We start from the raw sequence: 12,743 nt of genomic DNA, 5'->3' as shown, positions 1-12,743 counted from the left end.
GGTGGACCCTTCTGGACCACCCGACTATGCTCCGCGCCTTGGTTTTTCCAGCATGAGCGAGCGCGACGACGAAGCGGGCAGCAGCTCGACGGGCGAGGGCCCGAAGGGCCGCAAGTCGAGCAAGACGACCACCTCGAAGCCCGAGCCTGCGAAGCCGAGCGGCGGCGCGTCGCATCGCGTGCGAGGCGGCGTGATCTTCGGCGTGGGCATCATCGCGACGTTCGCGCTGATGGCGTTCCACGAGCAGGTGTCGCACGGCGCGCTCGTCGGGATGATCACGACGCTGGTCGCGACGCTCGGGCTGCTCGATCTGCTCGGGCTCTTCGCGCCGCGGAGCGAGCCCGGCGCGGTGTCGTGGCGCGAGACCGCGCTCTGGGCGCGCGACGGCGAGCCGATCTTCCTCGCGCCGGTGATCACGGTGCCGCTCGCGATCGTGATCGTCGTGCTCGGCGCGATGGTCGGCGGCGTCGACGCGCTGCCGATCGCGATCGTCGCTGCGCTGGTGCCGCTCGCGCTCTCGGCGCTGCGTCGCCCCGCGATGTTGGTGCTCGTGCTCGGCGCCGCGATCGTGCTGCCGTTCCTCGGCGCCTACGGGCTCTGGGATCCCTGGGAGACCCACTACGGCGAGGTCGCCCGCGAGATCCTCGCGCGCGACGACTGGATCAGCCTGTGGTGGGCCCAGGAAGACTGGTTCTGGTCGAAGCCGATCTTCATCTTCTGGATCGAGGCGCTCTCGATGAGCGCGCTCGGGGTCGACTTCCATCCCGACGCGAACCCCGCGCATCCCGAGTGGGCGCTGCGCCTGCCGCACTTCTTCCTGACGATGGGCGCGCTGCTCGCGATCTACGCCGTCGTGGCGCGCGGGTTCGGTCGTCGCGCCGGTGTCGTCGCCGCGTTCGTGCTCGCGACGATGCCGTACTTCTTCTTCCTCGCGCACCAGGCGATCACCGACATGCCCTTCGTCAGCACGATGACGATGGCGATGGGCATGCTCGGCCTCGCGATCGCGACGCCCGCCGATCGCGAGGTCACGCGCTATCGCCTCGGGCCGATCGAGGTCTCGGGACAGCACGCGCTGATCGGCGCGCTCGCGATGACGTGCATCCCGCAGATCATGCTGCTGATCACGCGCAACGTGACGCTCGTGACCGGCGGGTTCGCGTGGCACCGCGACCGCTTCATGTTCGGCTCGGCGGGCAACGCGGGGAACCCCGGCAACGCCGAGGCGCGCGAGGTCGCGCCCGCGTTCGACGGCATCCTCGCGCAGCCCTTCGTGCAGGGCTTGCTCTGGCTCGCGGGGCTCGCGGCGATCGTGTGGCTCTTGCGGAACGAGCGCCGCGCGCGCTCGCTCCTGATGGTCGCGTTCTACTTCTTCTGCGCGCTCTCGTTCATGGCGAAGGGCATCCCCGGCTTCGCGCTGCCGGGCATGGTCGCGCTCTTCTGGCTCATCGCGACGCGGCGCTGGGATCTGCTGCTCGAAGGGCAGCTGCGCGTCGCAGTGGGCATCCTCATCGTCGCGACGGTGGGGCTGCCCTGGTACGTCGCGATGTACATCCGGCACGGGCAGGGCTTCACCGATCGCCTGCTGGTGCACGATCACATCAACCGCCTGACCGCGGGCGTGCACGGCGACACCGGGAGCGCGGAGTACTTCCTCGAGCAGCTGGGCTACGGCCTCTTCCCGTGGGTCGCGCTCGCGCCGCTGGCGATCGCGGGGTGGGTCGTGATCGCGACGCGCACCCGCGAGAGCGAGCGAGCGCGCGCGGCGGTGTCGGCGTCCACGCAGCGCGTCGCGGACGAGCTCGAGCTGCCGCTGCAGCCGCCGGCTCCTGCGCCTGCACCGGCGCCCGAGAGCAAGCCCGCGGATCCCGCGCAGGTCGCGGCGGGCCAGCGCGACATCTTGATCGGCGCGGTGATCGCGGTGGTCGGGATCGGCCTCACGATCGCCGGTGCGAGCGCGGCGGAGGGCGGCGGTCGGTTCGTCGTGTTCTACGGCGCGATCGTCGCCGGCATCGTGCAGATGATCCGCGGCGCGATGAAGCTCGCGCCGGCGACCCCGGTGGCCGTGAGCGCAGAGGCGTTGCCCGCGCCTTCGGTCGCGTCGGCGCAGGTCGATCCCGACGCCGAAGCGCGCGACCGGCGCGCCGAGCTGCTCGCGTTCATCGGGCTCTGGGGCACCGGCGCGTTCGTGCTCTTCAGCGGGATGACCACGAAGTTCCACCACTACATCTTCCCGGCGGTGCCCGCGGCGGGCGCGCTGGTGGGGATCGCGGTGGACGCGCTCTTCGGACCGCGCAGCGATCTCGAGCGCTTCGACCTCGAGAAGGTCGCGGGCACGGTGGTCGCGGCGATCGCGCCGCTGCCGATCGTGATCGGCGTCGCGGGGATGTGGGGCGACGTTCGGGGCGTGGTGCCCGAGGACGTGCCCGCGAACCGGATGCGCGACTGGGTGCTGCGCCATCCGTGGTTCGGCGAGCACACGATCCCGCTGGTCGTGCTCGGCATCGCGCTCGCGGCAGCGGCGTGGTGGCTGCTGCGCGACGAGCCGCGTGATCGGGTCGCGGAGGACGGCGAGACGCCGCGCTGGGCGCCGGCGGCGGCGACCGCGGGGCTCTTCGCGGCGCCGGCGATCCTCGCGATGGTGGGTCGTGATCTGTCGTGGGTGACGTCGGCGCGCCCGCACGGCTACGAGCGACTGATCCATCTGTTCGTCTACAACTATCAGCGCGCGTGGCCGGAGCACTTCGACTACCGGCCGATCCTCACCGGGTTTGCGATCACCGCGGGCGTGGTGATCGGGATCGCGGCGCTGCCGATCGTGCGCCAGGTCGCGCTGCGTGCGTTCTTCGGCGTCGCGTTCTTCTTCGCGGTGTGGTGCCTCGACGTGTACCTCGTCGATCTCTCGCCGCACTGGGGTCAGCGCGAGCTCGTGCGTCGCTACTACGAGGAACGACGCAGCGCGGACGAGCCGCTGATCGCCTGGCAGATGAACTGGAAGGGCGAGAACTTCTACACCGGCAACGCGGTGTACGCGTTCGTCGATCTCGACAACCGTCGGCTCAACGAGTGGGTGCGCGCGCATCCCGGACAGCGCGTGTACTTCCTGCTCGAGCACCAGCGGCTCGCGAACCTGCGCAGCGTGCTGCGCGGAGCGACGGTCGAGGAAGTGACCGACGAGCGGCTCGACAACAAGTTCGTGTTGGTGAGCGCCGATCTGCCGGGTGCGGCGGGGCCGGTGCGCGAGCGAGCGCGGGACTGAGCGCGCGGGGAGAGGCTTCGGTGAGGGGCGCGGGGAGGGGTCTCGTGCTCGGACATCCTCGGAGCGGCGTCCTGCTGCGGGTGTGACGGCTGGATAGGTGGGTTCTCGATGACGCGGCGCTTCGCGCGGCGTCATCGAGCATGCGCAGCTCTCGCGGAGGCTGGTTGGCTCCTGCGGAACTGCGCGCGAGACCCCTCCCCGCGCCCCGGCTGGTAGGGCTTCGGCCGCGCGGGGTGGAGAGCGGATCGGCGGGGGTGGTTGCTGAGAGCGCGCGAAGCCGAGAGCACGCGTCGCGTGCTCTCGACTTCACGCGCGGACCGGCTCGCCCTTCGGGCATCGCGGCCAATGGGACGGCTCCGCGAGCTGGTCGCTGCGGTTGCGGGTGTCGCGTTCACGTTTGCGGTGAGCGCGGTGGAGCGCCCGGGCTTTCCAATTCCCACGATCGATGCCCGCGACGCGGTCGAGTCGCTGTTGCGATCACGGGTCGAGGCTTGGTGGTGCCCAGCGTGGCCCCTGGCGCGCGTGTTGGAGCGCCGCTGGACCCACGAGGGCGACGAGCACGTCGCGTTTCATCCGTTCGTCGCCGCGGTGCACGCTGCGTTCGATCAGCATCGGCCGCTCGAGCTCTCACTCGACGCGGTGTGGCTCTGCATCGCGCAGGGTTTCGCGACCCACGTGCAGGCGAACGCGCGCGAGCTTCGCGCGCAGCTGGTCTCGCACGAAGGGCGCGAGACGATCATCGTGCGGCGCGACGACTTCGTGCTCGGCTCGCCGCGGAATCCGTGGCCCGAGGTGTTCGCAGCGATGTCGGCCCAGGTCGCGGCGCGCACCGGCGAGCTCCACGCCCTCGTCGTGAGCGACTTCTCCACGACCGATCCCGTGTCGCGCGCGGCGAGCGAGATCGCGCTGCTCGCCGCGATGCAGCCGTACTTCGGCTACCAGGTGCACACGCGGTGCGGCATCCCCGCCATCACGCTGACCGGGACGCCCGACGATTGGCGCGCCATCGAGCGTTGCGCCGCCGCGCTCGCGCGCTTCGACCTCGCGTGGTGGACCGATGCGCTCGCGCCCGTTCTCGCACAATTCACGCGCGCGTCGCAGGGCGACGTCGACGTCGCGTTCTGGCAGTCGCTCTACAAGCTGATGAACGAGTCGGGCGGCCCGCGCGTCACCGGATGGATCAACGTGCTGCTCCCCTACCTCGTCGGTCGCGACGGCAGACCGGAGCGCAACGATGCGCTCTGCGCGTGGCGTGACGGTTACGGTCCCACGACCGAGCGACTGCCCTCGGGGATCTGCCGCGTCCCCTTCCTCTGGAAGTACCTGGGCACCGAGCACCGGATGGAGTTCATCGGTGGGCTCGCGGGCGTCGGTCAGGACCCCACGACCGGCCGGGTGCGACCGGAGCTCGGGTGGGCGGTCGGTCGCGCGCCGTGAGCCTCGCGTACCATCGAACGTCATGAGCACGACGTTCGCGGTGAGCCGCGTGGAGCGCGCGCGCGATCCACTGCCGACGATCGACGCGCGCGATGCGATCGAGTCGTTGCTGCGATCGCGCGTCGAGGCGTGGTGGACGCCTTCGTGGCCCCTCGCGCGGGCGTTCGAGAATCGACCCGACTTCGTCGACGAGAAGTGGGTCCAGAATCCCGTCGCGATCCATCCGTTCGTCGCGGCGGTGCACGCGGCGTTCGACGAGCATCGACCGCTCGAGCTCTCGCCGGACTCGGTGTGGCTCTGCATCGCGCAGGGCTTCGCGATGCACGTGCAGGCCAACGCGGATCGACTGCGCGCGCAGCTGGTGTCGCACCAAGGGCGCGAGACGCTCGCGGTGCGGCGCGACGACTTCGTGCTCGGCGCGACGGACAATCCGTGGCCCGAGGTGTTCTCCGCGCTCTCGGCGCAGGTCGCGGAGCGCACCGGGGATCTCCACGCGCTCGTGGTGAGCGACTTCTCGACCACCGACGCGACCTCGCGCGCGGTGAGCGAGATCGCGCTGCTCGCGGCCGCGCAGCCGTACTTCGCGTACCAGCTGATCTCGCTGTGCGGCATCCCCGAGATCACGCTGACCGGGACGCCCGACGACTGGCGCGCGATCGAACGTCGTGCCGCCGCGCTCGCGCGCTTCGATCTCTCGTGGTGGACGAGCGCGCTCGCGCCCGTCCTCGCGCAATTCACCCGCGCATCGCAGGGCGAGGTCGACCTCGCGTTCTGGCAGTCGCTCTACAAGCTGAAGGACGCGTCCGGCGGTCCTTACGTCACCGGCTGGATCAACGTGCTGCTGCCCTACCTCGTGGGAGACAGCCGCGTCGTGATCCGCAATCCGTCGCTCGAGTCGTGGCAGCAGGGATTGTCGTCGTCGTTCGGCGGAGGGCCGACCACCGACGCGCTGCCGTCCGGGGTCTCGTGTGTGCCCTTCCTGTGGAAATACCTCGCCACCGAGCACCGCATGGAATTCGTCGGCGGCTTCGCGGGCGTGGGGCAGGATCCCGCGACCGGTCGCGTGCGCCCCGAGCTCGGCTGGGCAGTGCGATCCGCGCCGCGCTGACGTTCACGCCGCCGCCGCGAGATGGATCTCGCGACCCTGCGCCGCCGACGATGCGAGCGCGAGACCGACCAGCGTGAGCCGGCAGCGCAGCGCGTCCGCGAGCCCGCGCGCCTCGAGGCCGCGCAGCGCGGCGCGCGTCTCGTCCGCGCCGAGCTCGAGCTGACGCGCGATGCGCTCGACGTTCGCCGGGCGGTTCGTGCGCGCGAGGTCGAAGAGAGCCACCAGCACCGAGACCATCGTGTTCTTGTCCATGCGTCGGACCCTACCCGCGCACCTGAACACGAGTCCAGTTTTGTGCGTTCAGTGATCGCGTCTACTGAACATCGACGGTAAATGGCTGAATTAACACGTGATTTCGACTCCCTAGCGAAACGTGCGTGTTCAGTGCTCGTCGTCGTCGCGACGATTTCCTCGCCCCGGGTCGAGCAGGATCGCGCGACCGGTGACTTCTGCGATGATCTCCATCCCTGTTCGTGGATGGAGTCGTTGCCGCCGTGATCACCGTCGAGAACAACGTGGGACGCCTCATCGAGGTCCGTCAGACCGGCCGGATCACGATGGAGGACATCCGGCAGAGCGGGCCGATCTTCGGCCGGATCCTCGCTGGAATTCGGGGCAAGGTGGTGATGTGCACCGACTGGCGCGGCATGCGCGTGCTCGCGCCCGACGTCGCGTCGTCGCTGCGGGCGATCATCCGGGCCGACAACGACCGGGTCGAGCGCCAGGCCGTGCTCCTCGACCCCAGCGCGATCATCGGCATCCAGCTCGAGCGGCTCCTGCGCGAGGGCGGCAACATGGACCGTGCGGCGTTCGAGAGCGTCGGCACGATGGAGCAGTGGCTCGCCCCGTCGCTGACCCCGGCGGAGCAGGCGCAGGCGCGGAAGTTCCTCGGAGGCTGACGCGCGGCATGGCCGCGTGACGCGGCGTCTCGTAGCCTGCGCGCCGAATGAGCGATCGGATCACGGGGCGGGTGCTGCGCGCGACCGCGGGGTTCTTCCGCGTGCGCACCGCCGAGGGCGACATCGAGTGCCGCATGCGCGGTCGCCTCAAGAAGGAGCGCGCCGACACCGATCTCGCGGTGATCGGTGATCTCGTCTCCATCGAGAAGAGCGGCGACACCGGCGTGATCGTCGAGGTCGAGCCGCGCGGCACCAAGTTCTCGCGGCTGCATCCCACGTCGCGCGGGCGCGCCATCGAGGACGTGCTCGTCGCGAACCTCGACCAGGTGCTGCTCGTGTTCTCCGCGAGCCTGCCGCGCATGAACCCGCGCCTCGTCGATCGTTTCCTCGTGGTCGCCGAGCACAACGACGTCGCGGCCGCGATCGTCGCGACGAAGATGGACGAGCCCGAGGCGCACGATGCGCGCGAGCGCTTCGGGCTCTACGAGCGCATCGGCTATCCGGTGCTCTACACCAGCGCGAAGGAAGGCGTCGGCGTCGACGCGGTGCGCGCGCGCCTCGCGGGTCGCATCTCCGCGCTCACCGGGCCCTCGGGCGCGGGCAAGAGCAGCATGCTCAACGCGGTGCAGCCCGGGCTCGCGCTCGCGGTCGGCGAGATCGGCGACATGGTCCGCAAGGGTCGCCACACCACGCGCGTCGCCGAGCTGCATCCGCTCGAGGGCGAGAGCGACGGATTCGTCGCGGACACGCCGGGCATCCGCGAGCTCGCGTCGTTCGAGATCCCGCCGCGCGATCTCGCGCGATGCTTCGTCGATCTGCGCCCGTTCCTCGGCGACTGCGCGTTCGGCGACTGCGTGCACGATCGCGAGCCCGACTGCGCGGTGCGCGCCGCGGTCGAGCGCGGCGAGATCGCGGCCGAGCGATACGACAGCTATCTGCGCCAGCTGCGCGGCGAAGATCTGCGCGCCTGACGTCCCCGAGATATGGTGGTCCCCCGGAGGTGGGCCATGCTCGGACGTCCCTGGATCGGCGCGATGATCACGACGACGCTCTCACTGGCGCTCGTCTCGGGATGCGACTGCTCCGGCGATACCGGCGGCGATCCATGCACCAGCGCCACCGAGTGCGAGACCGGTGAGGTGTGCGTCGAGGGCCGGTGCGCGCCTCGCGACGACGGCGGCGCGAGCGACGCCGAGATCACCGGCGACGCGATGCGCCCGAACGGCACCGACGCCGGGCCGTGCCGCGCGATCAACGCCGAGTCGACGGTCGAGGCGATCCCGGTCGACATCATCATCGTGATCGACAACTCGGGCAGCATGGACGACGAAGCGGCGGAGGTGCGCCGCAACATCAACCGCTTCGCCGAGATCATCGCGGCGAGCGGGCTCGACTATCGCGTCGTGCTCATCAGCCGCGAGGACGGCGACACCGGTGTGTGCGTGCCCGAGCCGCTCGGCTCCGGCGAGCCCGACTGCGCGAGCGGGCCCGAGGGACGTCTGCTCGCGATCCACGAGTCGGTCGGCTCGCACGACGCGCCCGACCTCGTGCTCGAGCACTACCCCGACTACCGCGACTTCCTGCGCGTCGAGGCCGCGAAGGTGTTCCTGTGGATCACCGACGACGAGGCCGACGAGTACACGGCCGACGAATTCCGCGCCGCGCTCGCCGACCTCGAGCCCGCGGGGATGTTCGAGCGGACGATCCACGACGCGATCGTCGGGTTCTACGGCGACGCGCCCGCCGACTGGTCGGACGAGGACACCGGGACCTGCGACACGCTCGCGAACGTCGGCACGACCTACCTGCGCCTCGCGGCCTGCCTCACCGACGACGACGCACCGATCGCCGGGTGCACCAGCGGCAGTCGGGGGCGCGTGTGCGAGACCGACTGGACGGTGATCTTCGAGGACATCGCGCGCGGCGTCGTCGCGGGCGTGCCGGTCGTGTGCGAGTTCGAGGTGCCGGATCCGCCGGAGGGCCTGACCCTCGATCTCGACGCGATCGGCGTGACCTATCGCTCGGGCGACGCCGTGCGCGCCGAGCTGACCCGCGTCGACGGCGCGGGCGCGTGCACCGCGAGCGGCTGGTACTTCGACGATCCCGTCGCGCCCACCACGATGTCGCTCTGCCCCGACGTGTGCCGCACGGTGCAGGCCGATCCCGACGCGCGGCTCGACGTCGCGCTGGGCTGCGATCCGCGCCTCGACTGATCGAGTGTCCAGAATCGGCTCGCGGGCGCAGAGCCCTCCCGTCCGCGTGCGCACGCTCCCGTGCGGGCCCTCCGCCAGCGAGCACTCCAGCTGGACCGATCGGCACGCGGCGTGCGGAGAAGGCTCCGCATGCACTTCGGAATCGAAGGAAAATCGCGGGGATCGCGCGTCGAGAGCGCGCGCCCCGCGATCGAGACCTGGTCGGCGATCGCGCGACGAAGGCACGGCGCTGCGGTGTGGTGGTCGCAGCGCGCGTCGCTCGCGAGCTCGTTCGTCGCGCTCGCGCTCGGCTGCGGCACCGCGCCGAGCACCGAGGTCGACGCCACCGTCCCAGTCGTGCAGGACGCGGCCCGCGACGACGACGCGGGCGCGTCCGATCCGATCGACGCGAGCGCGCCGCCCAGCGCGTGCGCGTGCTTCGACGGCGAGGGCTCGTACTGCGAGGCCTCGGTCGCGGCGCGCGCCGCCGCCGAGGGCTGCGTGGTCGACGGCGCGCGTGCCGACGGAGCGCGGGTCTTCGCGTGCGACGCATCGGGTTGGCGCGCCGGCGAAGCGTGCGCGCACGGCTGCGAGATCGGCGAGACCGGCGCGAGCGCGGCGTGCGCGCTGCCGGAGTGCGAGTGCTTCGTGGTGCGGCGCGAGCGCGGCGCGCCACGGCCTCACGCTCGACCCGCCGTGCCGCGTCCCGCTCGCGGCCGATCACGACGACGACATCCTCGGCTGCGACGGCGCGACGTGGATCGTGCAGAGCGATTGTGAGGAGGGCTGCCACGAAGCGCCCACCGGCACCGCCGACGCGTGCAACGAAGATCGCGGCACGCCCACCGATCCCGGCTGGCCCGACTGCCCGCACCGCGCGCTGCTGCACTACGGCATCCATCCCGAGGCCTCGGATCGCCTGCGCTGCGCCGGCATCACCGCGGATCGCATCACCCAGACGATCGGCGACGCCGCGGCGTCGGCGGGCTTCCACGCGTCCGACGGAACCGTCGACGGCATGGCGTACACCGCGGCGATCGATCTGCGCACCCGCGACATGAGCGAGAGCGAGATCCGCGCGCTGCTCGAGCGCCTCGGCACCCACGGGTTCGCGGCGTGGTACCGCAAGCCCGGCAGCGACGACTGGCCGTCGAACCAGGCGCCGCACATCCACGCGGTGTTCGCGGGCGTGCCGATGAAGTCGGTGCTGCGCAGCCAGGTGCGCGACTTCCTGCTGGGCCGCAACGGGCTCTCGACCCACGATCCGTACGGATTCTGGCGACCGAGCGCCGCGATCCTCGAGACGGTGCGGCTGCTCTACTCGCGCAACTACACGCCGCCGTAGTACCGTTCTCGGGCTGTGGCATCGATTCGCTTCGACGACTCGCAGTTCCCACTCGTGGTGACCGAGTGGCCCGAGGGCGACATCACCGACGCCGAGCTCGAGCAGTGGATCGCGAAGTGCGAAGCGGGCTGGCCACGCGGACGTCAGGTCGCGCTGCATCTCGGGATGCGCGCGACCGGGCTCTCCTCGCTGCAGCGCAAGCGCATGAGCGAGTTCGCGAAGACCAACGAGCGCAAGCTCGCGAAGGTGGTGATCGCGACCGCGATCGTCGCGGACTCGCCGGTGGTGCGCGGGATCATCACCGCGATCAACTGGCTCGCCCCGCCGCCGTACCCGCAGCGCGTGTTCGCGCGCCGCGTCGAAGCGGAGGCGTGGCTGCGCGAGCAGATCGCGGCCGATCGCGCGGCGTGAGAGGCGCTCGGCGTCGCGAGCACGAGCAAGCGGGGCTGGGGCCCCGCGCGCAGCGTTTGGGGTGGGGGACCCCGATCCGGCTCCGCCGGTCGGGGGGAGGGTCTTCCAAGACCCCTCCCGCAAGCTCAACGCTCGTCGAGGTGGACCAGCGAGCTCCACGTCTCGAGCGCCCACTCGCGATCCTCGTCCTTCGTGATCACGACCGTGCCGAACGCCGCGTGTGCGCCGAGCGCGGCGTGCGCGTGGAGCTGCACGAGACGCTGCCCGTCTTCTTCGCCCTCGGCGAAGCGCGCGACCGCGCGCAGCGCACCGCGCTGGAAGCCCATGAGGTCGCCTTCGCCCTCGATCTCGGGGAGCGCGGCGAGCGTCTCGTCGGTGCCCGCCGTTCCCTCGACCTCGAGCGAGTTGAACCACACCGAGCGCGACGCGTCCCACGCGACCCAGGTGCCGCGCTCTTCCCAGCGCTCCGCGAGCTCGCCGGGCACGCGCATCGACCAGCCGCCCGAGAGGGTCACGCGCACCGGGTTGCGGCGATAGCCGATCGCCGCCGCAGGCGGCAGCGCGCTCGCGCGGAGGTGCACGCGCGTCGCGCGCAGCGAGTCCTCGCCGAGCCGCTCGAGCAGCTCGCTCTGCTCGCGCCACGGCCACTCGAGATCGGGCGCGAGCGTCTGCCCGCGATCGAGCCACGAGAGGATGCGCTCGAAGAGCGCGCGCTCGGCATCGAGGAGCGGCGGGCGCCACCGCACGTCGATCCACATCGCCGCGATCGCCGCGTCGCGCAGCGTCTGCGCGCCTTCGCCGGGGTGCCACCACGGGAACACGTCGATGCCGTCGCCGGGCGATCGCGCGACGCGCTCGATCCACGCGAGATCGCGCGGCCCCATCGGCGTCGCGAGCACGCCCGCGTGCTCGAAGAGCGTGCCCTCCGGCAGCGAGAGCTGCAGGCCGCGCACGCCGCGCGTGTGCAGCGCGAGGATCTCCATCGCGGTGGTCGCGAGCCAGATCTTCGTCGCGTCCTCGAGCGCCCGGCGATCGCGCGACTCGAAGTAGCCGCTCTCGTCCTCGACGTGATCCCACACGATGCCGAGCGCGTCGCTCGCAGCGTGGAGGAGCTCGGCGACGTGCGCGTGGTAGCCCGGTCCCGCGGTGCCGGTCGTCGCCTCGACGACGATCCGATCGCGCCCGAGATCGACGACGCGCACCGGCTCGGCAGCGGGATGGATCGCGAGCGCGAGAAGAGGCCTTCCGTCCTCGTCCTCCGCGCGGCTCGCGAGCGGTGCGAACGCACCTCCGCGCGAGGTCGCGAAGGCCTCGATCGCATCGAGCGCGCCGCCCTCGCGACGCGCTCCACGAAGCAGGATCGCGGTGCCCATGGCGGCGCGAGCCTGACGCGCGCGCGTGCGCGGGTCGAGCCCGCCGCGTCACGCATTCCGTGGTAGGGTCCCCCCTTCGCACGTCACGTGCGGTGGGACATGTCATCGAACACGACGATCTCGCGAATCGAGCGACGCTGCATCGACAAGGGGCTCCGGATGACCGAGCAGCGCCGCACCATCGCGCGTGTGCTCTCGGAGTCGGATGATCATCCGGACGTCGAGACCGTCTACGCGCGTGCGAGCGCGGTCGACAAGCGCATCGGGCTCGCGACGGTGTACCGCACGCTGCGGCTCTTCGAGGAGGCGAGCATCCTCGAGCGCCACGACTTCGGCGACGGTCGCGCGCGCTACGAAGAGGCGCCCGAGGAGCACCACGATCACCTGATCGACGTGCAGAGCGGGCGCGTGATCGAGTTCACGAGCCCGGAGATCGAGGCGCTGCAGAAGAAGGTCGCCGAGCAGCTCGGGTTCCGGCTGATCGATCATCGGCTCGAGCTCTACGGCGTGCCGATCGGCAGCGAGAGCGAAGTCGACCCGCGCAAGAAGAGCTGAGAGAGCGTCCGAGCATCGGCTCGCCGGTGGGCCCTCCACCAGCGAGCGCTCCAGTTGGCGCCAAACTCGGCTCGCCGGCGGAGGGCCCTCCCGTCCGCGTGCGTCGCACGCTCCCGTGCGGGCCCTCCACCAGCGAGCACTCCCGCTGGCGCCAAACTCGGCTC

General features: G+C 71.2%; 12 protein-coding genes. 10 read left to right on the top strand and 2 right to left on the bottom strand.

What is annotated here, in order from left to right:
- The first annotated feature begins 52 nt into the window (after positions 1 to 52).
- From I5071_RS33355 to I5071_RS33345, 3 genes are all read left to right on the top strand, one after another.
- Positions 53 to 3,259, top strand: coding sequence for an ArnT family glycosyltransferase (locus I5071_RS33355; RefSeq protein ID WP_236517325.1), 3,207 nt, complete (start codon positions 53 to 55; stop codon positions 3,257 to 3,259).
- A 294-nt stretch (positions 3,260 to 3,553) separates the two neighbouring features.
- The gene (locus I5071_RS33350) at positions 3,554 to 4,696 is read left to right on the top strand and encodes a DUF4419 domain-containing protein (protein WP_236517324.1); all 1,143 of its coding nucleotides are present in this window, start codon (positions 3,554 to 3,556) and stop codon (positions 4,694 to 4,696) included.
- Positions 4,697 to 4,718: 22 nt separating this feature from the next.
- The gene (locus tag I5071_RS33345) at positions 4,719 to 5,804 is read left to right on the top strand and encodes a DUF4419 domain-containing protein (RefSeq protein ID WP_236517323.1); all 1,086 of its coding nucleotides are present in this window, start codon (positions 4,719 to 4,721) and stop codon (positions 5,802 to 5,804) included.
- A gap of 3 nt (positions 5,805 to 5,807) precedes the next feature.
- Here I5071_RS33345 and I5071_RS33340 read toward each other — a convergent pair whose 3' ends face one another.
- The gene (locus I5071_RS33340) at positions 5,808 to 6,056 is read right to left on the bottom strand and encodes a hypothetical protein (RefSeq protein ID WP_236517322.1); all 249 of its coding nucleotides are present in this window, start codon (positions 6,054 to 6,056) and stop codon (positions 5,808 to 5,810) included.
- A gap of 242 nt (positions 6,057 to 6,298) precedes the next feature.
- Between I5071_RS33340 and I5071_RS33335 the strand changes: the two genes are divergently transcribed.
- The 6 genes from I5071_RS33335 to I5071_RS33310 all read left to right on the top strand — a co-directional run bounded on the left by I5071_RS33335 (position 6,299) and on the right by I5071_RS33310 (position 10,651).
- Positions 6,299 to 6,703, top strand: coding sequence for a hypothetical protein (locus tag I5071_RS33335; protein WP_236517321.1), 405 nt, complete (start codon positions 6,299 to 6,301; stop codon positions 6,701 to 6,703).
- A 47-nt stretch (positions 6,704 to 6,750) separates the two neighbouring features.
- Positions 6,751 to 7,674, top strand: coding sequence for a ribosome small subunit-dependent GTPase A (gene rsgA / locus I5071_RS33330; RefSeq protein WP_236517320.1), 924 nt, complete (start codon positions 6,751 to 6,753; stop codon positions 7,672 to 7,674).
- A gap of 36 nt (positions 7,675 to 7,710) precedes the next feature.
- Positions 7,711 to 8,916 carry a hypothetical protein gene (locus I5071_RS33325; RefSeq protein WP_236517319.1) on the top strand — a complete coding sequence of 402 codons (1,206 nt, stop codon included), beginning with the start codon at positions 7,711 to 7,713 and terminating at the stop codon, positions 8,914 to 8,916.
- 129 nt (positions 8,917 to 9,045) lie between these two features.
- A complete protein-coding gene (locus I5071_RS33320; RefSeq protein WP_236517318.1) occupies positions 9,046 to 9,675 on the top strand; it encodes a hypothetical protein in 630 nt (209 codons plus the stop codon).
- Complete coding sequence (locus I5071_RS33315; RefSeq protein WP_236517317.1) at positions 9,659 to 10,240, top strand: hypothetical protein; 582 nt, start codon at positions 9,659 to 9,661, stop codon at positions 10,238 to 10,240. The genes I5071_RS33320 and I5071_RS33315 overlap by 17 nt, the downstream gene beginning before the upstream one ends.
- A 15-nt stretch (positions 10,241 to 10,255) precedes the next feature.
- Entirely contained in the window at positions 10,256 to 10,651 is a 396-nt protein-coding gene (locus tag I5071_RS33310; protein WP_236517316.1) for a hypothetical protein, read from the top strand.
- A 125-nt stretch (positions 10,652 to 10,776) separates the two neighbouring features.
- On the opposite strand, the gene I5071_RS33305 is transcribed toward I5071_RS33310, so the two are convergent.
- Complete coding sequence (locus tag I5071_RS33305; RefSeq protein WP_236517315.1) at positions 10,777 to 12,024, bottom strand: hypothetical protein; 1,248 nt, start codon at positions 12,022 to 12,024, stop codon at positions 10,777 to 10,779.
- A 99-nt stretch (positions 12,025 to 12,123) separates the two neighbouring features.
- Here I5071_RS33305 and I5071_RS33300 point away from each other — a divergent pair, with 99 nt between their 5' ends.
- Positions 12,124 to 12,579, top strand: coding sequence for a Fur family transcriptional regulator (locus I5071_RS33300; protein ID WP_236517314.1), 456 nt, complete (start codon positions 12,124 to 12,126; stop codon positions 12,577 to 12,579).
- Positions 12,580 to 12,743: the final 164 nt, after the last annotated feature.

Source organism: Sandaracinus amylolyticus, assembly GCF_021631985.1.
Lineage (GTDB): Bacteria > Myxococcota_A > Polyangia > Polyangiales > Sandaracinaceae > Sandaracinus > Sandaracinus amylolyticus_A.
The sequence above is the reverse complement of the archived record's forward strand: the minus strand, read 5'-3'. Positions and strand labels throughout refer to the sequence as shown.